The sequence below is a fragment of the Streptomyces sp. NPDC101219 genome, assembly GCF_044767675.1.
GTDB lineage: Bacteria > Actinomycetota > Actinomycetes > Streptomycetales > Streptomycetaceae > Streptomyces.
In genome coordinates this window covers 325,364-349,697 of sequence record NZ_JBIWOK010000005.1, presented here as the reverse complement: position 1 = coordinate 349,697, position 24,334 = coordinate 325,364, and the positions used below count along the sequence as shown (strand labels likewise).

Genomic DNA, 24,334 nt, shown 5'->3' with positions numbered 1-24,334 from the left:
CACGGAGCGCATGCGTCTAGTCCTGACGGGCAGCCGGGACAGCGACCAGGAGGAACTCGACCGGCTGACCCTCCAGTTGCGCGAGCGACTGCTCGAACTGGACGTCGACGACGTGGCGTTGGACCGATCGGGCATCGTCCCCGACGGGGCCAAGCCGGTGGACGCCGTCGCCGTCGGCGCGCTGGCCGTGACCGCGCTCCCGTTCGCGCTGCGCGCGGCGCTCGACCTCGTGCGGACCTGGATCGAGAACCGCCCGGTGCGCACCGTCAGCATCACCCTCGGCGAGGACACCCTGGAGCTGGAGGCCGTCACCACCGGCGACCAGCAGCGCCTCATCGACGCCTTCCTGGCCGCCCACGCTCACGCCCACGCCCCCGAGCCGGACTCCCGCACCCCCGAGCCGGGCTCCGCGGCCGGGCAGGGAGACTGAGGACACCGCGACCGTGGCCGCCGACCGTTACGCCCTGCTCGTCGCGACAGGCCACTACGACCACCCCGACCTGCGCCTCCTGCGGTCGCCCACCCGGGACGCCGAAGGGCTGGCAGCGGTCCTGGAGGACCCGCTCATCGGCGACTTCGAGGTCGGCACGGTCGTCGACGCGCGCCACGACGAGGTCGCCCGGGCCATCGAGGTCTTCTTCCGCGACCGCCGCCGGGACGACCTGCTCCTGCTGCACCTGTCCTGCCACGGCGTCAAGAACGACAGTGGCGAGCTGCACTTCGCCACCGCCGACACCGACCCCCGCCTGCTCGCCTCCACGTCCGTGCCGGCCGCGTTCCTGCACACGCAGATGAGCCGCTGCCGGGCCCGCTCCATCGTCCTGCTCCTCGACTGCTGCTACAGCGGGGCCTTCCTGCCCGGCGCCAAGAGCGACACCACCGTGCACGTCCGGGACGAACTAGCCGGTCACGGCCGGGCGGTGATCACCGCCACCAGCCGCACCGAATACGCCTGGGAGGGGCGCCACGTCACCGCGCAGCGGCCGGAGCACTCCCGGTTCACCGGCGCGGTCGTCGAGGGCCTGCGCACCGGCGAGGCGGACCGCGACGAGGACGGCCTGATCGGCGTCCACGACCTCTACGACCACGTCTACGAGGAACTGCGGGCCGCCGGTGTCGCCCAACGTCCGCAGATGTGGCTGGAGGTCGAACGGCAGGTGGTCGTGGCCCGGTCCGTCCGGCCGCAGCAGCAGCAACGGCAGCGGCAGCGGCAGCGGACGCCCGAGCCCGTCTCGCCCGAGCCCGAGCCCGTGCCCGTGCTCTCGCCCGAGCCCGTACTCTCGCCCGAAGCCGTGCTCCCGCCCGACCCGCGCCACGAGCGGCCCGCCGCGCCGCAGTCCCCGGCCTCGGAGCCCCCGGCCTCGGAGCCCCCGGCCCCGCAGTCCCCGGCCTCGGAGCCCCCGGCCTCGGAGCCCCCGGCCCCGCAGTCCCCGGCCTCGGAGCCCCCGGCCTCGGAGCCCCCGGCCTCGGAGCCCCCGGCCTCGGAGCCCCCGGCCTCGGAGCCCCCGGCCCCGGAGCCCCCGGCCCCGGAGCCCCCCGCCCGCGGGCTCCCCGCGCCGGGGCCGTCCCGCCGTGCTGCCGTCCCGCGGGCCGGAGAAGGGCCCGTGAACGGCCTCGCACGACTCGTGGCGGTCACCGAGACACTGAGCGGCCTGGACAGCCTCCAGGACCCTCCCGGGCGGGCCCGGTTCGCCACGGTGCTCGCGGAGCAACTGGGCCGCGGGGTGGACGTGCGGGGCGTCCGGCTGCGCGAGGACGTGCTCGTGATCGGGCGGGCCGCGCTGGCGGAGGACGGCCAGGGGCTGCCCCACCTGCTGGCAGCGGTCGAGCTGTTCGAGGGCCGTTCGGCGGCCGACGCCCTGCGCCGCCTGCTGGAATCGGCCGGCTCCCCGGCAGGCGCCCGGACGAGACCGGCTGCCTCCCCCGCGGCCCCGCCGCGCCCCGCCGGGGCCCGCGTGCCGGCTCCCGCCGTGCCGCTCGACCGGCTGGCCCCCCTCGCCGACGCGCTGGGCACCTGGCCCGGCCTGCAGGACGCGCCGGGGCGGGCGCACTTCGCCGCCGTCCTGGAGCATCAGCTGGGCCGCCGGATCGACCTGCGGGGCGTTCGGCTGCGCGAGGACGTCGTGACCCTCCTGCGGGCGGCGGCCACCGCCCCGGACGGACTGCGCGAACTGGCCGGCGTGGCCGAGGCGTTCGAGGGGGCCGAGACGGCCGCCGAGTTCGAGCGTCTGATCGACGGCCTGCCCTGAAATCTCGCGCTGCACCTTCCCGGCGCCGCGCCCATCCCCCGTGACGCCATTCTCCCCGCCCCCCGGCCCTCCCGCCCGGCGACATCCGTCGGAGCCGTTTACAAGGGCCGCGCCCAGCGCTACCGTCCCTTCACGGGGTGTGGGAGCGCTCCCAAGCCGTGGTGTCTCGCAGCGCCGCGGCCGGCGGACCGGAACCCGCCGCCGGAGCGCTCCCGCTTGCCGGCCCTCGGCCCGGCTCGCGTCTCCCGAGAAGCACCTCCGACCACACGAAAGGCGGGCCCAGGCATCGCCCGGACCCGCCCCCGCCCTCGCCGCGCCCGACGCCCACGCGTCCGGCGGATCAGCCCAGCAGTTCCACCTCCGTCAGCGCCGCCTCACCCGTGAGGACCAGCCGGTAGCGGTCGTACGCCGCGGGCTTCGCCACCGTGAAGGCGCGCGTCTGCCGGTCCCAGCGGAACGACTCGCCCGAACGCCGGTCCAGGTCAACCCACTCGGTGCCGTCCTTCGACCCCTGGAGCACCCAGCCGGCGGGCGCCTTCGTGTGGTCGCCCGAGGTCAGCGTGTACTGCACCGCCCGGGTCTTCCCGGTGACCGGCAGGTCGACCGCGGAGACCGTGGCGCCGGTCGCCGAGGTGTCGTCGACGAGGGCACCGTCGCCGTCGAGGACGTCCTTGCGCGGCGAGGGCACCTTGTCGTCCTGGGTGATGGACACCGGAGCCGCGTCCTTGCCGGTGCCCCACGTCGAGGGCCGCGGGCCCATGTCGAACTCCAGCACTCCGCCCCGGGCGACGACCGAGTGCGGCAGGGAGGTGGAGTTCCACTTCTTGCCGTTGACCTTCAGCCCCTGCACGTAGACGTTCCTCGCGCTGTTCTTCGGGGCCTTGACGACGAGTGTGCGCCCGTTCTCCAGGTGCACGGTCGCCTTCGTGAACAGCGGGGAGCCGATGGCGTACTCGCCGCTGCCCATGACGAGCGGGTAGAAGCCGAGCGAGGAGAAGAGGTACCAGGCCGACTGCTCGCCGTTGTCCTCGTCGCCGTGGTAGCCCTGCCCGATCTCGCTGCCGGTGTAGAGGCGGGAGAGCACCTCGCGCACGTTCTTCTGCGTCTTCCAGGGCTGCCCGGCCGCGTCGTACATGTACAGCGCGTGGTGGGCGACCTGGTTGGAGTGCCCGTACATGCCCATCCGGACGTCCCTGGCCTCGGTCATCTCGTGGATGACGCCGCCGTAGGAGCCGACGAACTCGGGGGAGGCCGTCTCCGGGGTGGACAGGTACGTGTCCAGCTTCTTGGCGAGGCCCTTGCGGCCGCCGTAGAGGTTGGCCAGGCCGCGGCTGTCCTGCGGGGCGGTGAAGGCGTAGCCCCAGCCGTTGGTCTCGGTGTAGTCGTGGCCCCACACGCGTGGGTCGTACGTGGATGACTCGACGCGCCAGTCGCCCTTGAGGTTGCGGCCCTGGAAGAAGCCGGCCTCGGAGTCGAAGAGGTTGACGTAGTCGCGGGCGCGGTTCAGGAAGTAGGCGGACTCCTCTTTGTAGCGCTTCTCGCCCGTCTTCTTGTACAGCGCCTCGCCCATCTTCGCGATGCCGTAGTCGTTGAGGTAGCCCTCCAGCGCCCACGACAGGCCCTCGTGGGTCTCGGTGCTGGTGTAGCCGAGGAACGGCGAGGTGGCCATGCCCTTGCGGCCCACGCCGGACGACGGGGGCACCACGGTGGCGTTCTTCACGGCTGCGTCGTACGCCGCCTCCGCGTCGAAGCCGACGCCCTTGACGTAGGCGTCCGCGAACGCGACGTCGGAGGAGGTGCCGGTCATCAGGTCGGCGTAGCCGGGGGAGGACCAGCGCGAGGTCCAGCCGCCGTCCTTGTAGTGCTGCACGAACCCGTCGACCAGCTCGCCCGCCTTCGACGGGGTCAGGAAGGAGTACGCGGGCCAGGTGGTGCGGTAGGTGTCCCAGAAGCCGTTGTTGACGTACACCTTGCCGTCCACGATCTTCGCGCCGGTGTGCGTCGGGGTGTCCGGCTGCGGCATCCTCGAGAACGGGGAGGCGTACTTGAACGTCCCGTCGACCTTCTCGAAGCCGGAGTTCGGGTACAGGTACAGGCGGTACAGGTTGGAGTAGAGCGTGGTCAGCTGGTCCGGGGTGGCGCCCTCGACCTCGACCTTGCCGAGGAGACGGTCCCACTGGCGCTGCGCGCTCTTCCTGACGGCGTCGAAGGAGCGGTTCGCGGGGATCTCCTGGCGCAGGTTGTCCTTCGCCTGGTCGACGCCGATCAGCGAGGTGGCCAGGCGCAGGGTGACGGTGCGGTCCTTGCCCGCGTCGAACCGCAGGTGGCCCTTGACGCCCTCGGCCCCGCCGTCCGTCACCGGCTTGTCGAACTCGCCGTACACGAACAGCCGGGTGGCGCCCGTGGACAGTCCCGACTTCACGTCGGAGTAGCCGGTGAAGGTGCCGTTCTCCTTGTCGAGGGTCAGCCCGGCCTGGTCGGTGACGTTGTCGAACAGCACGCTCGCGTCGTCGCCGGGGAAGGTGAAGCGCATCGACGCCGCGTGGTCGGTCGGTGCCATCTCGGCCTTGAGGCCGTTCTCGAACCGCACCCCGTAGTAGTACGGCCGGGCCGTCTCGTTCTCGTGCCGGAAGGCCAGCTCGCGTGCCTCACGCCCGAGGTCCGGGTCGCCGGAGGCGGCGGACGGCATCACCTGAAAGGTCTGCCGGTCGCCCATCCAGGGGCTCGGCTCGTGGCTGGCGCTGAACGCCTGGATCGTCGGCAGGTTGTCCGCGTTGTTGCCGCGCGCGTAGTCGTACAGCCAGCTCAGCGACCCGGCGTTGGTGACCGGGGTCCAGAAGTTGAAGCCGTGCGGCACGGCGGTCGCGGGGAAGTTGTTGCCGCGGGAGAAGCCGCCGCTGGAGTGGGTGCCGCGGGTGGTCACCGCGTAGTCCGACAGGTGCGCCTTCGGCCGCTCGGGCGGGGCCTGGTCGAGCGTGACGTCGTCCAGCCAGCCCCGGAACTTCGCCGGGCCCTTGGGCGAGTCGTAGGCCACCAGGATCCGGTCGACGGTCTTGCCGCGGGCCACCGAGCCGATCCGGGAGACCACGTTGTTCCACTGGTTGACGTACAGGATCTTCGCGTCGCCCTGTCCGCGCGGGGTGAGCGGGAAGCCGTGCTGGTCGGTGGCGCGCAGGTCGCTCAGGTAGGTGCCGTCGGTGAAGGCCAGGTCGACGGAGACGTGGGTGGCGTCGTAGTCGAGGTCACCGTCCGCCATGGAGGGGAAGACGCGGTACGACAGCCGGGTGTCGCGGCCGACGGCGACGTTGACGTCGAAGACCTTGTTGTACGAGTACGCGCGGCCGTCGGCGGTGTGCCGTCCGGCGTAACGCAGCGCGCGCTTACCGGTGAATCCGGCGCCCGCCTTCGCGGTGGGTGAGCCGCTGGGCCCGCGGTCGACCAGGGAGAGCATGTCCTCGGGCACGGGCGTCTCGCTGTCCCCGGTGGAGAACTGCACGTCGGCCAGCTGGAGGATGCCTCCGCTGCCGTTCTTCGTGAACTCGATGCGGAAGTGCCGGTACCCGGCGACGGCGGACGCGTCGAGGTCGTAGATCTTCGTCTGGAACCGCTCGGCGAACGACTCGCCCGAACGGGTGTCGAGGGTGGTCCACTCCTTGCCGTCGGCGGACCCCTTGAGGGTCCAGTCCCGCGGGTCCCGTTCGGCGTGGTCGTTGGCAGAGGTGAGGGCGTACCGGAGCACCTTCACCGGCTCGGCGAGGTCGAACTCGGCCCAGCCGGTGGACTCGAACGCCAGCCACTTGGTGGTCGGTTCGCCGTCGACGAGGTTCTCCTTCACCTCCCCGCCGCCGGTGTTCTCCGCGCTGGCGCGGACGCCGGTGACCCGGTCGGTGACGTTGCCCGGTATGCCGCTGCTGTACCCGCCGTCGACGCCTTTGGCGCGCTTGCCGCCGCCCGGTGCCGTCTCGACGGTGTTCAACCAGTCCGGGGCGGGGTCCCCGGACTCGAACGACGAGGTGAACTCCCGGTCCGCCTTCGCCGGCGCGCCCGGCAGGGCCACCGCGACACCCTGCGAGCCCGCTGCCAAGGCGAGGGCGGTCGCCGCGACGACCGCCCTTCCCCATCTGTGCCGAACTCCGTGCTGCATGCGCGAGCACCCTCCCTGCGCTTGGACAACGTTGTCAAACTCGTGGCGCAAGGACCAGTAGTGGGCCAAGTGGCCTCAGGTGTCAAGGGTGTTGAATGCGGCATTCGAGTTCAACGGCGCGGATTTCTCCACCGGGCGGCGTGCCGGGCGCCGGAATTCCCGTGAGGTCTCAACTCGGAAAAGACCGAAGGGGAACCTTGCATTCGATCTTGCTCCGTTGGCGGGAAGTGGACTATACCTGTCGGCACTCCGGGGCAATCTTCATCGCCCGACCAGTACCAGCCGCACTTCCTGCACGACCCAGCTTGACCCGAACGCGGTGCCGGGAAGATTCCGGTTCACCGCCTGAGTCCTGGAGAAGGCGAGGACTTGAGCATGGGATCCACCACCGGCGTAGGCCATCGCGATCTGTTCAGGCGGAGTGCGACCGCCGCTCCGGCCCCGGCGACTGTTGTGCCGGCATCGCTCAGCTGATCATCGGCGCCGCACCGCGGCTCCGAGACGACGGCGACAACGCCCCACGTGCGGCCGGCGCAGGACCCATCCGGCCGCAGCGGGCGCACACGCAGCACACCCGTACAGAGCTCATCGATCAGTGAGGATGCAGAGATGACCATTCGTGCCGGCTCTCTTGACAGGCGGACGCTCCTGCGCGGGGCCATCGCCACCGCGGCGGTGGGCTCGTTCGCGGTAGCGTGCAGCTCTCCCTCCAGCAAGGACAGCGGCGGCAGCGGCCCGAAGGGCGAGAAGAGCGCCACGAACCCGTTCGGCGTCGCCGCGAACTCCACGGTCGAAGCAGCCATCTTCGACGGCGGCTACGGCACCGACTACGTCGACTACACCAACCAGGTGCTCGGCAGCCAGGTCAAGGGCCTCAAGGTCAAGGTCGACCCGGTCGTCGACATCGCCCCCCAGCTCCAGCCCCGCTTCGTCGGCGGCAACCCGCCGGACCTCATCGACAACTCCGGTGAGGACCAGATCGGCTTCCTGGGCATCCTCGACCAGTTGGAGGAACTCGACGACCTCTTCGAGGCCGACACCTACGAAGGCAAGAAGATCGCCGACATCGTCTACCCCGGCGTCAAGGCCCCCGGCACGTTCAGGGACAAGTTCGTCGCGCTCAACTACGTGATGACCGTGTACGGCGTCTGGTACTCGAAGACGCTCTTCGAGGAGAACGGCTGGACCCCGCCGAAGACCTGGGACGAGGCGCTCGACCTCGGCCAGAAGGCGAAGAAGAAGGGCAAGTACCTCTTCGTCCACGGCAAGGAGGCGGCGACCTACTACCGCACGCTCCTGATCGACTCGGCGATCAAGGAGGGCGGCGACGAGGTCCGGCTCGGCCTGGAGAACCTGGAGAAGGGCTGCTGGTCGCACCCGGCCATCCAGGGCGTCATCAAGGTCATGGAGACCATGGTCAGGCAGAAGATGTTCGTCCCCGGCGGCTCCGGCACCCAGTTCCAGAAGGCGCAGGCGATCTGGAGCAACGACCAGAAGGCGCTGCTCTACCCGTCCGGTGGCTGGATCGAGAACGAGATGAAGAAGGCCACGAAGGCGGACTTCCAGATGACCGGATTCCCGTCGATGACGCTCACCGACAAGCCGGCGCTGCCCCACGAGTCGCTCCGCGCGGCCGCCGGCGAGCCGTTCATCGTGCCCAAGCAGGGCAAGAACCCGGCCGGCGGCAAGGAAGTGCTGCGGGCGATGCTGTCGGAGAAGGCGGCCGCCAACTTCTCGAAGTCGAAGCTGGCCCCCACGATCGTCAAGGGCACCGTGCCCGCCGACGGTTACGGATCGACGGCCCTCGTCTCGCAGACGACGATGCTGGAGGCCGCGGGCACCAACATCTTCAACTACATGTTCGTCGAGACCTACGGGTTGAACACCGACCAGCTGGTGCCGTGGAACTCCTTCCTCGCCGGTGACCTCGACGGCAAGGGGCTGACCTCGGCCCTGCAGAAGATCTCCGACAAGGTCCGCGAGGACGACTCCGTCGACAAGGTCAAGGTCAGCTAGCACCGCGATGAAGGACACGATCCCCACTGCCGAGACCGCGAGCCGCCGGCCCGGGCCGGCCGCTCGCGGCGGGCGGCCACGGCGCCGCAAGCTCACGTTCGACCGGGTGACGTTCTTCCTCGCGTTCCTCGGTGTCCCGCTGGCCATCTTCGTGATCTTCGTCCTGATCCCGTTCGGCCAGGCGATCTTCTGGGCGATGACCGACTGGCGCGGCTTCAGCCCGGACTACAACTTCGTCGGCTTCGACAACTTCACGAAGATGTTCCAGGACGACATCTTCCTGAAGGCGTTGCGCAACGTCGCACTCCTCGCGGTCTTCGTGCCGCTGGTGACACTGACGCTCGCCCTCGGGGTCGCCGTGGCCATCACCCTGGGCGGGCCCGGCAAGGGCCCCGTCCGGGGGATCCGGGGAGCGTCGTTCTACCGGATCATCTCGTTCTTCCCCTACGTCGTACCGGCGATCATCGTCGGTCTGATCTGGGCCCAGATGTACGACCCGAACGCCGGGCTGCTCAACGGCGTCCTCACGGGCCTCGGCCTCGACCGGTTCGAGACGTTCGCGTGGCTGGGTGAGAAGGCGACGGCGATGCCGGCCCTGATGTTCGTCATCATCTGGGGGCTCGTCGGATTCTACGCGGTGCTCTTCATCGCCGCGATCAAGGGCGTCCCCGCCGAGCTGTACGAGGCGGCGAGGATCGACGGAGCCGGCCGGCTGCGCACCACGGTCTCGATCACCCTGCCGGCGATCCGGGACAGCGTGCAGACGGCGTACATCTACCTGGGCATCGCCGCCCTCGACGCGTTCGTCTACGTCCAGGCGATGGTGCCGAACGGCGGCCCGGACAACTCGACCCTGACGATCAGCCAGCGTCTGTTCAACGTCGCTTTCGCCAAGCAGCAGTTCGGCTACGCCACCGCGATGGGCGTCGTCCTCGCCGTCGTCACCCTGGTGTTCGCGGCGCTGGTGTTCCTCGTCAACCGCCTCACGGGCGGCGGCGAGGGCGAGGGCAGGAGGAAAGCACCTGGGTCCAGAGCTCGGCGTGCCGCAGCCGAAGGAGGTGCCGGGTGAGCGTCATCACCGCCGACCGGAAGACGGCCAGTGACCGTGAACCGGCGAGAGACCGGAAGCTGACGCGCGTCGCCGTGAGCAGCGACCGCAGATTCGCGGCGATCTCGCACGCCCTGCTGATCCTGTGGTCCGTGATCGTGATCGTGCCCATGCTGTGGGTGCTGATGTCGTCGTTCAAGTCGACCGGCGAGATCCTTTCGTCGCCGTTCTCGCTGCCGGATCACTGGCGGATCGAGAACTACGCGAACGCGTGGACCGACGCGAACATCGGACGGTACTTTCTGAATTCCGTGATCGTCGTGGTCTCGGCACTGATCCTGGTGATGCTGCTCGGCGCGATGTGTGCCTACATTCTCGCCCGGTTCGAATTCCCCGGCCGCCGGCTGATCTACTACGTCATGCTCGCCGGGCTGACGTTCCCGGTCTTCCTGGCGATCGTTCCGCTCTTCTTCCAGTTGCAGAACTTCGGGCTGCTGAACACGCGTCCCGGGCTGATCCTCACCTATGTCGCGTTCGCGCTGCCGTTCACGATGTTCTTCCTTTACTCGTTCTTCCGGTCGCTGCCGCACGACGTGTACGAGGCCGCGCTGATCGACGGTGCCGGGGACTGGCGGGCGTTCTTCCAGGTGATGCTGCCGATGGCCAGTCCGGGCATGGCGGCAGTGGCGATCTTCAACTTCCTGGGCCTGTGGAACCAGTTCCTGCTGCCGGTGGCGCTCAACACCGACCAGGACATGTGGGTCCTCACCCAGGGCATGGCCGCCTACGCGTCCTCGCAGGTCTACGACATCGACTACGGCGCGCTGTTCGCGGCGATCGTGATCACGGTGGTGCCCGTACTGATCGTGTACTGCGTCTTCCAGCGGCGGATCGCCGGTTCGGTGTCGCAGGGCACCTTCCGCTGACGCCGACCGCCGCTCCACCCGTCGTACGCAGGGGTCCGGCCCCGGAGAGACAGCTCTCCGGGGCCGGACCCCTGCGGCGTTCGTGTGTGTGTTCCTGCCCCCGGAAACAGTTCAACCTCTTGACGGGAGGCGACCCGAACAGCTCAGCTTAGAGTTCACTAGTTGGATGGACGGGGCCTCGTCGAAGCGGCCCCGCGCGCAGGAGGTCGTCGTGGAGACTCCGGGGTCGCAGTCGTCGCTGCACCGAGCCAACCTGGAGCGGGTCGTCCGAGCAGTACGTCTTGCGGGTTCCCTCACGCAGGCGGAGATCGCCAGAACGACGGGTCTGTCCGCGGCGACGGTGTCCAACATCGTCCGGGAACTGAAGGACGCCGGAACGGTCGAGGTCACCCCCACCTCGGCGGGCGGACGCCGGGCCCGCAGCGTCTCGCTCAGCGAGGACGCCGGCATCGTCATAGGGGTGGATTTCGGGCACACGCACCTCCGTGTCGCCGTGGGCAACCTGGCGCACCAGGTGCTGGCCGAGAAGTCCGAGCCCCTGGACGTGGACGCCTCCGCGACCCAGGGCTTCGACCGGGCGGAACGCCTGGTCAACCAGCTGATCGACGACACCGGTGTGGACCCTTCCAAGATCGCCGGCATCGGTCTCGGCGTGCCCGGACCGATCGACGTGGAGTCCGGCAGCCTGGGGTCGACCTCCATCCTGCCCGGCTGGACGGGCGCGAAGCCCGCCGAGGAGATGCGGGGGCGCCTGGGCGTGCCGGTGCAGGTGGACAACGACGCCAACCTCGGCGCCCTCGGCGAGATGGTCTGGGGCAGCGGCCGGGGCGTGCGCGACCTGGCGTACATCAAGGTCGCCAGCGGTGTCGGCGCGGGGCTGGTGATCAGCGGGCAGATCTATCGGGGCCCCGGCGGCACCGCGGGGGAAATCGGACATATTACACTCGACGAGTCCGGTCCCGTCTGCCGTTGCGGCAACCGGGGCTGCCTGGAGACCTTCACGGCCGCCCGCTACGTGCTGCCGCTGCTCCAGTCCAGTCACGGCTCCGACCTGACCATGGCGGGCGTCGTGCGGCTGGCCCGGGACGGCGACCCGGGCTGCCGTCGGGTGATCGCCGACGTCGGCCGCCACATCGGCAGTGGAGTGGCCAACCTCTGCAACCTCCTGAACCCGAGCAGGGTGGTCCTGGGCGGTGATCTCGCCGAGGCCGGGGAGCTGGTCCTCGGGCCGATCAGGGAGTCCGTGGGGCGGTACGCGATCCCCAGTGCGGCACGTCAACTCACCGTTCTCCCAGGGGCCCTCGGGGGCCGCGCGGAAGTGCTCGGGGCACTCGCCCTCGCACTGAGTGAAATGGGTGATTCGTCCCTTTTGGACGGCACCGCTGCAGGGCGCACCCCTGCCTTCACTTAGAGAACGGATGACACCGTTGCCATCTCGTTAAGGATTTACTGCTTGACGTCGCACGTGTGGCCGAGTTGACTTCCAGCCACCTCGGCCGCAGCGACGCGGCCTCGTCAGGGAGGTTTTTGAAAGTGAACACGCGTATGCGTCGAGCCGCTGTTGCCATCGCCGCCGGTGCGATGGCCGTTTCGCTGGCCGCCTGCGGCAGCGCCGCGGAGTCGGGCGACAAGAAGGACGACGGCGGCAGCGCCGCCGCCAAGGGTGATGACATCAAGGTCGGTCTGCTCCTCCCGGAGAACCAGACCGCGCGCTACGAGAAGTTCGACAAGCCCCTGATCGAGAAGAAGATCAAGGAGCTCACGAACAACAAGGCCGAGGTCGTCTACGCCAACGCCAAGCAGGACGCCAGCCTGCAGAACCAGCAGGTCGACACGATGATCACCAACAAGGTGGACGTGCTCATCGTGGACGCGGTGGACGCCAAGGCCATCGCCGGCTCGGTGAAGAAGGCCAAGGACGCCGACATCCCGGTCGTCGCCTACGACCGCCTGGCCGAGGGTCCGATCGACGCCTACACCTCGTTCGACAACGTGACCGTCGGCAAGACCCAGGGCGAGGCCCTGCTGAAGGCGCTGGGCGACAAGGCCAAGGACGGCCAGATCGTCATGATGAACGGTTCCTCCACGGACCCGAACGCCGCCCAGTTCAAGGAAGGCGCCCACTCCGTCCTCGACGGCAAGGTCAAGATCGGCCGCGAGTACGACACCAAGGAGTGGAAGCCGGAGAACGCCAACGCCAACATGGAGGGCGCCATCTCCGCCCTCGGCAAGGACAAGATCGTCGGCGTCTACTCCGCCAACGACGGCATGGCGGGCGGCATCATCACCGCCCTGAAGTCCGCCGGCATCGCCGACATCCCGGTCACCGGCCAGGACGCCGAGCTCGCGGGTGTGCAGCGCATCGTCACCGGTGAGCAGTACATGAGCGTCTACAAGCCGTACGCCCCGGAGGCCGACGCCGCCGCGGAGATGGCCGTCGCGCTCGCCCAGGGCAAGTCGCTCGACTCCATCGCCAAGGACAAGGTCGACAGCCCGACCACCAAGGGTGTTCCCGCGGTGCTCGTCCCGGTCGTGTCGCTGACCCAGGACAACATCAACGACACGGTCGTCAAGGACGGCGTCTACACCGTCCAGGAGATCTGCGCCGGCAAGTACAAGGCCGCCTGCGACAAGATCGGCCTCAAGTAAGCAGTCCTCAGGTCCTGACGTACGGGAGCCCCGACCGGGCTCCCGTACCGGACCGACTGCCATGAGCTCCGTCGGCGCCCCGCAGACAAACAGCCCCGCAAGCTACGCGGGGCGCCGACGGAACACCCCCAATCTGCTGCACAACCTCCCGCCGGGTCAGGCGGCGAAGGAGATGGTTCTTGTGTCCGCTACGCCCGTGCTGGCGTTGCGCGGGGTCTCCAAGCGGTTCGGTGCCGTCCAGGCGCTCACCGACGTAGAGCTTGAGGTCCACGCCGGTGAGGTGGTCGCCCTGGTCGGCGACAACGGTGCCGGAAAGTCCACGCTGGTCAAGACGATCGCCGGCGTGCACCCCATCGATGAAGGCGTCATCGAGTGGGAAGGCCGCCCGGTCTCGATCGGCCGGCCGCACGACGCCCAGAGCCTGGGCATCGCGACGGTCTACCAGGACCTCGCGCTGTGCGACAACATCGACGTCGTCGGCAACCTCTACCTGGGCCGGGAGCTGCGCAAGCGCGGCGTCCTGGACGAGGTGGAGATGGAGCGCCGCTCCCGCGAGCTCCTCGACACCCTGTCGATCCGCATCCCCAGCGTCCGCATTCCGATCGCCTCGCTCTCCGGCGGTCAGCGCCAGGTCGTGGCGATCGCCCGTTCCATGCTCGGCGAGCCCAAGCTGGTGATCCTGGACGAGCCCACCGCCGCCCTCGGCGTCGAGCAGACCGCGCAGGTCCTCGACCTGGTCGAGCGGCTGCGCGAGCGCGGCCACGCGGTCATCCTCATCAGCCACAACATGGCCGACGTCAAGGCCGTGGCGGACAAGGTCGCGGTCCTGCGCCTCGGACGCAACAACGGCGTCTTCGAGGTCAAGTCGACCTCCCAGGAAGAGATCATCTCCGCCATCACGGGCGCCACGGACAACGCCGTGACCCGTCGTGCGGCGCGCACCAATGGGGAGATCAAGAAGTGAGCACCGACAAGACCTCCACCACCAAGACCGACACCGTGGACAACACCGAGGCGGCCGCCGCCGCGGTGACCGTGGTCGACCCCCGGCTGCTGGTGCGCGAGCAGGGCCTCGCGGGCTACCTCAGCGAGTTCAAGCGCAAGATGAAGGCCGGTGACCTCGGGTCCATTCCGGTCGTCGTCGGCCTGCTGGTCATCTGGGCCATCTTCACCGGCCTGAACAGCAACTTCCTCACCGCCGGCAACTTCTCCGACATGTCGGTCGCCATGGTCGGCACCGGCATGATCGCCGTCGGTATCGTGTTCGTCCTGCTGCTCGGCGAGATCGACCTGTCGGTCGGTTCGGTCAGCGGTGTCGCCGGCGCCACCTTCGCGGTGCTCAGCGTCACCCACGGGATGAACGAGATCCTGGCGCTGGTGCTGGCGATCCTCACCGGCACCGCGGCCGGCGCCATCCACGGCTTCTTCTTCGCCCGCATCGGCGTGCCCGCCTTCGCCGTGACCCTGGCCGGCCTGCTGTTCTGGCAGGGCTTCATGCTGCAGATCCTCGGCAGCAACGGCACGATCAACCTCGACTCCGAGGGCCTGGTCGTCAAGCTGACCAGCTACTACTTCACCGATGTGGCCGCCGCGTACGGCCTGGCGATCGTGGTGACGGCCGGCTACTTCCTGCTGGCTTTCACCGACAACCGCCGCCGCGAGGCCGCCGGGGTGCCGTCCCGGCCGCTGAACGAGATCATCGTGCGGACCGCGCTGCTCGCGATCCTGGCCTTCGCCGTCGCGATCGTGTTCAACCAGTACAAGGGCCTCCCGCTGGCCGTCGTGATCTTCCTGGCCTTCCTGATGCTCACGGACTTCGTCCTGCGCCGCACCGCGTACGGCCGCAAGGTCTTCGCGCTCGGCGGCAGCGTCGAGGCCTCCCGGCGCGCCGGCATCAACGTGGAGCTGGTCCGGATCTCGGTCTTCGCGATCGCCGGTACCTTCGCCGCCATCGGCGGTCTCTTCGTCGCCTCGAAGATCGCCTCCGCCAACCAGGGCGCGGGCACCGGTGAGTTCCTGATGAACGTCATCGCCGCCGCCGTCATCGGCGGTACGTCCCTCTTCGGTGGCCGCGGCCGCACGTGGGACGCCCTGCTCGGTGTGATGGTCATCGTGTCCATCCAGTACGGCCTCGCCCTGGAGGGCATCGCCTCCCCGGTGCAGTACATGATCACCGGTGGCGTGCTGCTGGCGACCGTCGTCATCGACGCGATCACCCGCAAGACGCAGAAGACGGCCGGACGCGCCTAGCATCCGTCCGTCCGCCCGGCCTGTTGCCCGGTGCCGCTCCGCGGTGCCGGGCAACAGGCGTGTCGTAGGACCCCCCGATCCTGGGTACAGCCGAACGCGTGACCCATCACGCACCGCCCGGAGTCCGCAGGCCCGCGCGGAACATTAGACTCGACGAGCCCGGCAACAGCTCGATCAGCTCTACTGCAAGGAGGCACGGGTGCCGCTGCTGACCCGTATCGGGGGACCGCGCGATCTGGACCGGCTCACCCTGGAGGAGCTGAACCAGCTGGCCGAGGAGATCCGGACCTTCCTGGTCGACGCGGTCTCCAAGACCGGCGGCCACCTCGGCCCCAACCTGGGCGTCGTGGAGCTCACCATCGCCCTCCACCGCGTCTTCGAATCGCCCCGGGACAAAGTCCTGTGGGACACCGGACACCAGTCCTACGTGCACAAGCTGCTGACCGGCCGGCAGGACTTCTCGAAGCTGAAGATGAAGGGCGGCCTGTCCGGCTACCCCTCGCAGGCCGAGTCCGAGCACGACGTCATCGAGAACAGCCACGCCTCCACGGTCCTCGGCTGGGCCGACGGCATCGCCAAGGCCAACCAGATCATGAACCGCGACGACAGCCACGTCGTCGCCGTCATCGGTGACGGCGCGCTGACCGGCGGCATGGCCTGGGAGGCGCTGAACAACATCGCCGCCGCCAAGGACCGCCCCCTGGTCATCGTCGTCAACGACAACGAGCGCTCCTACGCGCCGACCATCGGCGGCCTCGCGGACCACCTGGCGACCCTGCGCACCACCGACGGCTACGAGCGCTTCCTGGCCCGCACCAAGGAGCTCCTGGAGCGCACCCCGGTCGTCGGTCAGGCTCTCTACGACACCCTGCACGGCGCCAAGAAGGGCCTGAAGGACTTCATCGCCCCGCAGGGCATGTTCGAGGACCTCGGGCTGAAGTACGTCGGCCCCATCGACGGCCACGACATCGAGGCCCTGGAGTCCGCCCTGGCCCGTGCCAAGCGCTTCGGCGGCCCGGTGATCGTGCACTGCCTCACCGAGAAGGGCCGCGGCTACCAGCCCGCCCTCGCGGACGAGGCCGACCGCTTCCACGCCGTCGGCAAGATCCACCCCGACACCGGCCTGCCCATCGCGTCCTCGGGCGCCGACTGGACCAGCGTCTTCGGCGAGGAGATGGTCAAGCTCGGCGAGGAGCGCGAGGACCTCGTCGCCATCACCGCCGCCATGCTCCAGCCGGTCGGCCTGGACAGGTTCGCCAAGCGCTTCCCCGACCGGGTCTACGACGTCGGCATCGCCGAGCAGCACGGCGCCGTGTCCGCGGCCGGCCTTGCGCACGCCGGGGTGCACCCGGTGTTCGCGGTGTACGCCACCTTCCTCAACCGCGCCTTCGACCAGGTCCTGATGGACGTGGCCCTGCACAAGTGCGGTGTCACCTTCGTCCTGGACCGGGCCGGCATCACCGGCACCGACGGGGCCTCCCACAACGGCATGTGGGACATGTCGATCCTCCAGGTCGTCCCCGGCCTGCGGCTGGCCGCCCCGCGCGACGCCGACCAGGTCCGCGCCCAGCTGCGGGAGGCCGTCGCCGTCGACGACGCGCCGACCGTGGTCCGCTTCTCCAAGGGCGCCGTCGGACCGGCCGTGCCCGCAGTGGGCCGGGTCGGCGGCATGGACGTGCTGCGCGAGCCGGGCACCGACACCCCGGACGTGCTCCTGGTGTCCGTGGGCGCGCTGGCCCCCATGTGCCTGGAGATCGCCTCGCTGCTCGACCGGCAGGGCATCTCCACCACCGTCGTCGACCCGCGCTGGGTCAAGCCGGTGGACGAGGCCATGGCGCCGCTCGCCGAGAAGCACCGCGTGGTCGTCACCGTCGAGGACAACTCCCGCGTCGGCGGTGTCGGCTCCACCGTCGCCCAGGCGCTGCGCGACGCGGGGGTGGACGTGCCGCTGCGCGACTTCGGCATCCCGCCGCGCTTCCTGGACCACGCCTCCCGCGCCGAGGTCATGGCCGAGGTCGGCCTGACCGCCCCCGACATCGCCCGCCAGGTCACCGGTCTGGTGGCCCGGCTGGACGGCAGGTACGAGCGCTCCGCCGTCGGCCCGGTCGAGGCGGCACACGACTGACGGTCCCGGATCGCCGGCACGGGCCGCCCCCGCCACCCTGACAAGTGGCGGGGGCGGCCCGTCCGCGTGAAGATGCCCACGCCGGGGCATACGACCTACGCCCCCTCACGATCATGTCGAGGACGCCACGCGTGGGAGGTACCCGTGACCAGCCCTCTCTTCAGGACGAAGAACGTCGAGCAGTCCATCCGTGACACCGAGGAACCCGAGCATGCGCTCAGGAAGTCCCTCTCCGCGCTGGATCTGACCGTCTTCGGCGTCGGTGTCATCATCGGCACCGGCATCTTCGTCCTCACCGGTACGGTCGCCAAGAACAACGCCGGGCCCGCGGTGGCGCTGGCGTTCGTGGTGGCCGGTGTCGTCTGCGCGCTCGCCGCGCTCTGCTACGCGGAGTTCGCCTCCACGGTCCCGGTCGCGGGATCCGCGTACACGTTCTCTTACTCCTCCCTCGGCGAGCTGCCCGCCTGGATCATCGGCTGGGACCTGGTCCTGGAGTTCGCGCTCGGCACGGCGGTGGTGGCGGTCGGCTGGTCCGGCTACATCCACTCGCTGATGGACAACGCGGGCTGGCAGCTGCCCGCCGCGCTCGGCGCCCGGGACGGCGCCGAGGGCTTCGGCTTCGACATCCTCGCCGCGCTCCTGGTCCTGGTCCTCACCGGCGTCCTCGTCCTCGGCATGAAGCTGTCCGCGCGGGTCACCTCGGTGGTCGTCGCCATCAAGGTGACCGTCGTCCTCGTGGTGATCGTGGCCGGCGCCTTCTTCGTCACCGGCAGCAACTACAAGCCGTTCGTGCCGAAGGCACAGCCCGTCGAGGCCGGCGAGAGTCTCGACTCGCCCCTGATCCAGCTCATGTTCGGCTGGGCGCCGTCCAACTTCGGCGTGATGGGCATCTTCACCGCGGCCTCGGTGGTCTTCTTCGCCTTCATCGGCTTCGACATCGTCGCCACGGCCGCCGAGGAGACCAGGAACCCGCAGCGGGACATGCCGCGCGGCATCCTCGGCTCGCTGTTCATCTGCACCGTGCTGTACGTCGGCGTGTCCATCGTCGTCACCGGAATGCAGCACTACAGCGAACTTTCCGTGGACGCCCCGCTCGCGGACGCGTTCAAGGCGACCGGGCATCCCTGGTTCGCGGGCTTCATCAGCTTCGGCGCCGCGGTCGGCCTGACGACGGTGTGCATGATCCTGCTGCTGGGCCAGACCCGGGTGTTCTTCGCGATGAGCCGGGACGGTCTGCTGCCCCGGTTCTTCTCCCACGTCCACCCCCGGTTCCGCACCCCGCACCGGCCGACGATCCTGCTCGGCGTCCTCATCGCGGTCCTCGCGGGCTTCACGCCCCTGACGGAACTCGCGGAGCTGGTGAACATCGGCACGCTGTTCGCCTTCGTGATCGTCGCCGTCAGCGTGATCATCCTGCGCCGCACGCGGCCGGACCTGCACCGCGCCTTCCGCACCCCCTGGGTGCCGTTGCTGCCGATCCTGTCGGTCTGCGCCTCGCTGTGGCTGATGCTGAACCTGCCCACCGAGACCTGGCTGCGGTTCGGCATCTGGATGGCGATCGGCATCGTCGTGTACTTCCTCTACAGCCGCTCCCACAGCCGTCTCGGCCGGGGGGAGGCGTCCATCCCGGACCGCACCGGCAAGCCCTCGGGGCCTGACACGCCCTGACGCGGCTTCCGCGCCCGGTCCCGGGCCGCGCAGCCGTGTACGGCCCCGTCGGCCCCCAGTCGGCTCTCGTCGGCCTCGGTACGGCCCCGTCGGCTCCCGTCGGCCTCGGTACGGCCCCGTCGGCCCCCGTCGGCCCCCGTGCCTCCGCACGGCCGACGCGGGGGCCGTACGCGTGTGCCCGGGGCCCTCTACCCCCGTGCCGTCCGCGGTCCCGCGACCTCGGCCCCCAGGGCCGTGACGCGGGCGCGCAGCCCGCGGTCGGCGGTGATCACGAGGGTGGGACGGCCGGCCGCCCGGGACACCAGTTCCACCATGTGGTCGTCGCCGCTGCCGGGCGCCGACTCCACGCGGACGCCCGGCACCGACTCCACGCCGCGGGCCGCGCCCTCGACGACGAGGACGATGTCCAGCGGGCCGGGCCGCCCGGGCAGGCCGTCCGCGGCCAGCCGGTCCCGCAGCCGCTCGGCGGCACCGCGCCGGTCCCGCCACCAGCCGTCGGGCACCGAACCGACCACGTTCGCGGCGTCGACGATCACGAGTGGGACGGTGGTGTCGGTCATGCGCTCAGGGTGCCACGGACACGTCCGGAGAGCAGGGACCCGGAGGGGACGCTCGAACGCGCTTGCATAAAGTGAAGAGGTGAACGGCGACTGGCTCCTCCGCGGCCGAGACGGCCGCCTGACTGTGTACCTGCCGTCGGACGACGCCGTCCTGTGCCGCGCGGAACTCGCCCCGGGCGGCCCGTGGGAGCCACCCCGGAAGATCGGCGGCGACCAGCGGCTGATCCCGGACGCGGCGGTCGGGCAGGGCGCCGACGGCTACGCCCACCTGGTGGCCTGGCGGCCCACCGGGACCGGGCAGGCGGGCCTGGTGCACTCCACCCACTTCCGGCCCCGCCTCGCGCCCCTGGACTGGCAGCCCGTCGGCCACCCCGACAAGAAGGGCGAGCGCACCGGAACACCGGCCGTCGCCGTCGACGCCCGCGGCCGCGCACACGTGTTCGTGGCCACGGCGGCCGGCGGGATCGGCCTGCTGGCGCAGAAGGAGAAGGGCGGCTGGGAGCCCTGGCGGATGCTGGACACCGAGGAGGAGGCCGGCCGGGCGGGCGTCCGGGGCGCACCGGCGGCCGTCACCGCGGCCTCGGGCCGGGTCGAGGTGTACGCGGCCGTCCCGGGCGGGATCCGGCACTGGGCGCAGCCGGAGCCCGCCGCGCTCCCGGTGCCGGGGGAGTCCGTCGAGGTGCCGGTCCGGCCGGGCACGCTGCACGCGCTGGCCACCTCCGCCGACCGCACCACCTGTTACTTCACCGACGAGCAGGGGGAGTTGTGCGCGTGGCGGCCGGGACAGGAGCCGGTCCCGCTGCTCGCCTCGGCCGGTCCGGGGCCGGTCTCCGCGGTGCGCTGCGTCATCGACGGACACGACTGCACGCTGCTCGCACAGCGGTCCGCGAGCGGCCGGGCCGCCTTCGCCGCCCACCCCACCGAGCAGGAAGCCGCCGGCGCCTGGTGGACCGAATCCGGTCCCGCGCTGCCCGTGGACGCCCGGGTCGCGCCGGCCCTGGACGAGCACGGTGAGGTGGTGGCCGCCGCCCTGTCCCCCTCCACCGGCATGCTGCGGCTGACCCGGCGCAAGGACGAACCGGGACTGGCGCTCCGGGCGTGGCAGGAGGTCTGAGCGACGGCGGTGCCCGGCTGGTGCCGACGCCGGAGCCGGATCTCACCCATCTGTCCCACCCGCACTACGGTGCGCGCCAAATACCCGCCGCGGGAAGGGAGTTGCCGGTGACCGAACGTGCCGGAGCGGGCACGGTGCGTCGGAATCCGGCCGGCCGGGCCGGGCGGCCGACGAGCCGGAACGGCCTCACCTGGGCCGATGTGGCTTTGGTGACAGGAGACACACGAGTCCCGTCCAGGGTTGTAGAAAAACGCGCGTGACAAGTCGCACGTGGGTGGAGTCGGGTCCATACGTGAAGGTTCTGTTAGCCTCCTCGCACTTGTTCGAATTACACGGGCGGTTTGTGCTGCCCGCGTCCCGGCCTGCCCGCAGGCCGTGCAACGGGGTTGGGAATGGTGTCGTGAGCAGATCCTCCACGACGGATCTTGTCGTTGTCGGACTCGGTTACGTGGGGCTGCCGTTGGCCCGCTCCGCAGCCGCCGCCGGACTGAGGGTGGTGGGGCTCGACCGCAGCCGCAACGTCGTCGAGGGCCTGAACTCCGGCCGCTCCCACGTGGACGACATCACGGACGCCGAGGTCGCCGCGATGCTCGGACAGGGCTTCACGGCGTCCGACCGGCCCGAGGTGATCGCCGACGCCGCCGCCGTCGTCATCTGCGTGCCCACCCCGCTCACCGAGTACGGCGCGCCCGACCTCGGCGCGGTGCACGCCGCCGTCGAGGACGTCGCCGCCCACCTGCGGGCCGGCACGCTCGTCGTCCTGGAGTCCACGACCTACCCCGGGACCACCGACGAGATCGTCCGGCCCCGCCTGGAGGCCACCGGTCTCACCGTCGGCCAGGACTTCCACCTGGCGTTCTCGCCCGAGCGCATCGACCCGGGCAACGCCTCCTTCGGCCTGGAGAACACCCCGAAGGTCGTCGGCGGCGTCACCGCGGACTGCACCAAGGCCGCCCGCGCCCTCTACGAGCGTTTCGTGGCCCGCGTGGTGGAGGCCAAGGGCACCCGCGAGGCCGAGATGGCGAAGCTGCTGGAGAACACCTACCGGCACGTCAACATCGCGCTCGTCAACGAGATGTCGATGTTCTGCCGGGAGATCGGCGTCGACCTGTGGGACGCGATCCGCTGCGCCTCCACCAAGCCGTTCGGTTTCGCGCCGTTCTACCCGGGCCCCGGCGTCGGCGGGCACTGCATACCCATCGACCCGAACTACCTCTCGTACAAGGTGCGTTCGCTGGGCATCCCGTTCCGGTTCGTGGAGCTGGCGCAGGAGATCAACCAGCGCATGCCCGTGCACGTCGTGAACCGGGCCGCCGACCTGCTCAACGACGAGGGCAAGGCCGTGCGCGGCTCCCGCGTCCTGCTCATCGGCGTCACCTACAAGCCGGACATCTCCGACCAGCGCGAGAGCCCCGCCGTGGCCGTCGCCGAAAACCTGCGGGACCGCGGTGCGGACCTGAGCTACTTCGACCCGCACGTCGACGGCTGGACGGTCGACGGCACCGCTGTCGAGCGGGCCGGCGACTACCTGGCGGCCGCCGAGGCAGCCGACCTGACGATCCTCCTCCAGCCGCACCGGGAGATAGACCTGGACGCGCTGGCCGACCGCGCCCGGAAGCTGTTCGACACCCGGGGCAAGTCCGCCGATCACCCCCGGGTGGTCAAGCTGTGACGACTGAGGATACGTACATACCCGGAGCTGTCGACTCCGGCGGGCGCCGAGGGCACCGCAAGCGCCGGCATCTGAAGGTCTCGTACCTCTTCTTCATCGCCATCGCCGCGTTCATCGCCACCCGGCTCGACTCCGACTCGCTGCACCTGTACTCGATCGGCGCCATGAGCCTGCTGGGCCTGAAGATGTTCGGCGCCCTGTTCTACCGGCCCGCCAAGGCGAACCGCGAGGAACTCGAATACCTCGAGGAGTGCTGGGTCACCGCGGTCATCCCGATCTACAACGAGGACCCGGTGATGTTCGAGCAGGGCATGCGCAGCCTGCTCGCCCAGAGCCGCCTCCCCAACGAGATCCACATCATCGACGACTGCAGCGCCGACTCCGGCGGCATCCGGGCGGCGAAGAGGATGCGCCCCGAGTTCGAGGCGCTCGGCGTCAAGTACACCGTCAGCGTGCAGCCCGAGAACAAGGGCAAGCGCGAGGCGCTGGCGCTCGGCTTCGAGGCCGCGCCGTACTCCGACATCTTCCTGTGCGTGGACTCCGACACCGTGCTCTCCCGGGACACGGTCCGCGAGCTGCTGCTGCCGCTGGCCGACGAGAAGATCATGGCCTCCACCGGCATGGTCCTCGCGCTGAACCACGACAGCAACGTCTTCACCCGGCTGCAGGACCTGCGCTACGGCAACTCGTTCCTCTTCGAACGGGCCGCCTACTCGCGGCTGAAGTCCGTGCTGTGCTGCTGCGGCGCCCTCTCGGCGTACCGCGGCTCGCTGGTGCGCAAGTACCTGCCGGACTTCCTCAACCAGCAGTTCCTGGGCAAGCCGGCCGTCTTCGGCGACGACCGCCGCATGACCAACTACTGCCTGATGGAGGGCCAGGTGGTCTTCCAGGAGACCGCCGTCGGCTACACCGCCGTCCCCGAGAAGCTGCCGCACTTCCTGCGCCAGCAGGTCCGCTGGAACAAGTCGTTCTTCCGCGAGTCCCTGTGGGCCTTCCGGCACCAGAAGAAGTACCGGCCCGCGTTCTGGCTCACCTGCATGGAACTCGGCCTGTGGCTGGTCTTCGGCACGGCCATGTTCTACTCCATGGTCATCCTGCCGATCATGCAGCCGGCCCGGTTCCTGAACCACATCGGGGACTACGCCCTGTTCATGGTCCTCATGGGCTACCTGCGCAACGTCCGCTACCTGGACTTCCCGCGCCGCGGCATGGGCTTCATCAAGCGGTTCGGGATGTTCCTGCTGGCCCCGCTGTACGGCCTGATCCAGCTGTTCCTGCTGACCCCGCTGCGCTTCTACGCGCTGCTCACCCTGCACAAGGGCAGCTGGGGCACCCGGCAGGCCGGTGTCGAGGTGTCGGTGGCCGGTGACCACGAGGCCGACGTCACGGAGATCTTCGAGGAAGAGGACCCGTACTCGGACAAGAAGGTCACCGAGACGCTCCAGCTGATGCGTCTCGAGGGCGTGGCCCTGCGCACCCGGCCCCGCTCGGCCTACATCCCCAGCCAGCCGCAGCCGTTGCCCGGCTACGACGAGCAGGTCCACCAGAACGTGCCGCAGCAGCCGGTCAGCTGGGGCACGCCCGGACAGCCCGGGCCCGCCCCTCAGCCCGCGCAGCAGGCACCGGTGGGGCACGGCTGGCAGGGCGGAGGACCGCAGGGCGCGCCGCAGGGCGGCGGCCGGCCGCAGTGGCAGGGCGACGGCGCCTATCCGCAGCCCCCGCAGCAGCGGCAGCCCTACGCACCGCAGCAGCGGCAGCCGTACCCGCCGCAGCAGCATCCGCAGCAGCAGCACCCCGGGCAGCACCCGCAGCAGCCGCAGGACCCGGGCCTCGGCCCCGACGGGCGCCGGCGGCCCCACCCCGGGCCCGACTGGCCGCAGGACGGCCGCGGCGGCCAGGGCGGCGGCTGGTAG

The 24,334-nt window shown here is 70.2% G+C and carries 16 protein-coding genes; 14 read left to right on the top strand and 2 right to left on the bottom strand.

The window, feature by feature from the left end; genetic code table 11:
* Window positions 1-10: 10 nt before the first annotated feature.
* Window positions 11-430 carry a hypothetical protein gene (locus ACIRPP_RS12405; protein WP_403640815.1) on the top strand — a complete coding sequence of 140 codons (420 nt, stop codon included), beginning with the start codon at window positions 11-13 and terminating at the stop codon, window positions 428-430.
* A gap of 13 nt (window positions 431-443) precedes the next feature.
* On the top strand, window positions 444-2,249 hold the full coding sequence (locus ACIRPP_RS12400; RefSeq protein ID WP_403640812.1) for a caspase family protein: 1,806 nt from the start codon (window positions 444-446) through the stop codon (window positions 2,247-2,249).
* A 340-nt stretch (window positions 2,250-2,589) separates the two neighbouring features.
* Here the strand turns inward: ACIRPP_RS12400 and ACIRPP_RS12395 are convergent, their stop codons facing one another.
* Entirely contained in the window at window positions 2,590-6,393 is a 3,804-nt protein-coding gene (locus ACIRPP_RS12395; protein WP_403640809.1) for a GH92 family glycosyl hydrolase, read from the bottom strand.
* A gap of 675 nt (window positions 6,394-7,068) precedes the next feature.
* On the opposite strand from ACIRPP_RS12395, the gene ngcE reads away from it, so the two are divergent.
* The 9 genes from ngcE (at window position 7,069) to ACIRPP_RS12350 (ending at window position 19,075) form a co-directional block, all read left to right on the top strand.
* The gene (gene ngcE / locus ACIRPP_RS12390; RefSeq protein ID WP_403641208.1) at window positions 7,069-8,409 is read left to right on the top strand and encodes an N-acetylglucosamine/diacetylchitobiose ABC transporter substrate-binding protein; all 1,341 of its coding nucleotides are present in this window, start codon (window positions 7,069-7,071) and stop codon (window positions 8,407-8,409) included.
* A gap of 7 nt (window positions 8,410-8,416) precedes the next feature.
* Window positions 8,417-9,478: a carbohydrate ABC transporter permease gene (locus ACIRPP_RS12385; protein ID WP_403640807.1), complete on the top strand. Its 1,062-nt coding sequence runs from the start codon at window positions 8,417-8,419 to the stop codon at window positions 9,476-9,478.
* Window positions 9,475-10,383: a carbohydrate ABC transporter permease gene (locus ACIRPP_RS12380; RefSeq protein WP_403640804.1), complete on the top strand. Its 909-nt coding sequence runs from the start codon at window positions 9,475-9,477 to the stop codon at window positions 10,381-10,383. Before ACIRPP_RS12385 ends, ACIRPP_RS12380 begins: the two co-directional genes overlap by 4 nt.
* A gap of 211 nt (window positions 10,384-10,594) precedes the next feature.
* A complete protein-coding gene (locus tag ACIRPP_RS12375; protein WP_403641205.1) occupies window positions 10,595-11,794 on the top strand; it encodes an ROK family protein in 1,200 nt (399 codons plus the stop codon).
* 134 nt (window positions 11,795-11,928) lie between these two features.
* A complete protein-coding gene (locus ACIRPP_RS12370) occupies window positions 11,929-13,032 on the top strand; it encodes a substrate-binding domain-containing protein (RefSeq protein WP_164333597.1) in 1,104 nt (367 codons plus the stop codon).
* A 172-nt stretch (window positions 13,033-13,204) separates the two neighbouring features.
* Window positions 13,205-13,996, top strand: coding sequence for an ATP-binding cassette domain-containing protein (locus ACIRPP_RS12365; protein WP_164333593.1), 792 nt, complete (start codon window positions 13,205-13,207; stop codon window positions 13,994-13,996).
* On the top strand, window positions 13,993-15,282 hold the full coding sequence (locus tag ACIRPP_RS12360) for a sugar ABC transporter permease (RefSeq protein ID WP_403640800.1): 1,290 nt from the start codon (window positions 13,993-13,995) through the stop codon (window positions 15,280-15,282). Before ACIRPP_RS12365 ends, ACIRPP_RS12360 begins: the two co-directional genes overlap by 4 nt.
* 199 nt (window positions 15,283-15,481) lie before the next feature.
* Window positions 15,482-17,407 carry a 1-deoxy-D-xylulose-5-phosphate synthase gene (dxs, locus tag ACIRPP_RS12355; RefSeq protein ID WP_403640797.1) on the top strand — a complete coding sequence of 642 codons (1,926 nt, stop codon included), beginning with the start codon at window positions 15,482-15,484 and terminating at the stop codon, window positions 17,405-17,407.
* Between the two features lie 144 nt (window positions 17,408-17,551).
* Window positions 17,552-19,075 carry an amino acid permease gene (locus ACIRPP_RS12350; protein ID WP_403640794.1) on the top strand — a complete coding sequence of 508 codons (1,524 nt, stop codon included), beginning with the start codon at window positions 17,552-17,554 and terminating at the stop codon, window positions 19,073-19,075.
* Between the two features lie 188 nt (window positions 19,076-19,263).
* Here ACIRPP_RS12350 and ACIRPP_RS12345 read toward each other — a convergent pair whose 3' ends face one another.
* Entirely contained in the window at window positions 19,264-19,635 is a 372-nt protein-coding gene (locus ACIRPP_RS12345) for an NTP pyrophosphohydrolase (protein ID WP_403640791.1), read from the bottom strand.
* A gap of 79 nt (window positions 19,636-19,714) precedes the next feature.
* Here ACIRPP_RS12345 and ACIRPP_RS12340 point away from each other — a divergent pair, with 79 nt between their 5' ends.
* The 3 genes from ACIRPP_RS12340 to ACIRPP_RS12330 all read left to right on the top strand — a co-directional run bounded on the left by ACIRPP_RS12340 (window position 19,715) and on the right by ACIRPP_RS12330 (window position 24,334).
* Complete coding sequence (locus ACIRPP_RS12340) at window positions 19,715-20,749, top strand: hypothetical protein (RefSeq protein WP_403640789.1); 1,035 nt, start codon at window positions 19,715-19,717, stop codon at window positions 20,747-20,749.
* Window positions 20,750-21,149: 400 nt separating this feature from the next.
* On the top strand, window positions 21,150-22,421 hold the full coding sequence (locus ACIRPP_RS12335) for a nucleotide sugar dehydrogenase (RefSeq protein WP_403640786.1): 1,272 nt from the start codon (window positions 21,150-21,152) through the stop codon (window positions 22,419-22,421).
* On the top strand, window positions 22,418-24,334 hold the full coding sequence (locus tag ACIRPP_RS12330) for a glycosyltransferase (RefSeq protein WP_403640783.1): 1,917 nt from the start codon (window positions 22,418-22,420) through the stop codon (window positions 24,332-24,334). The genes ACIRPP_RS12335 and ACIRPP_RS12330 overlap by 4 nt, the downstream gene beginning before the upstream one ends.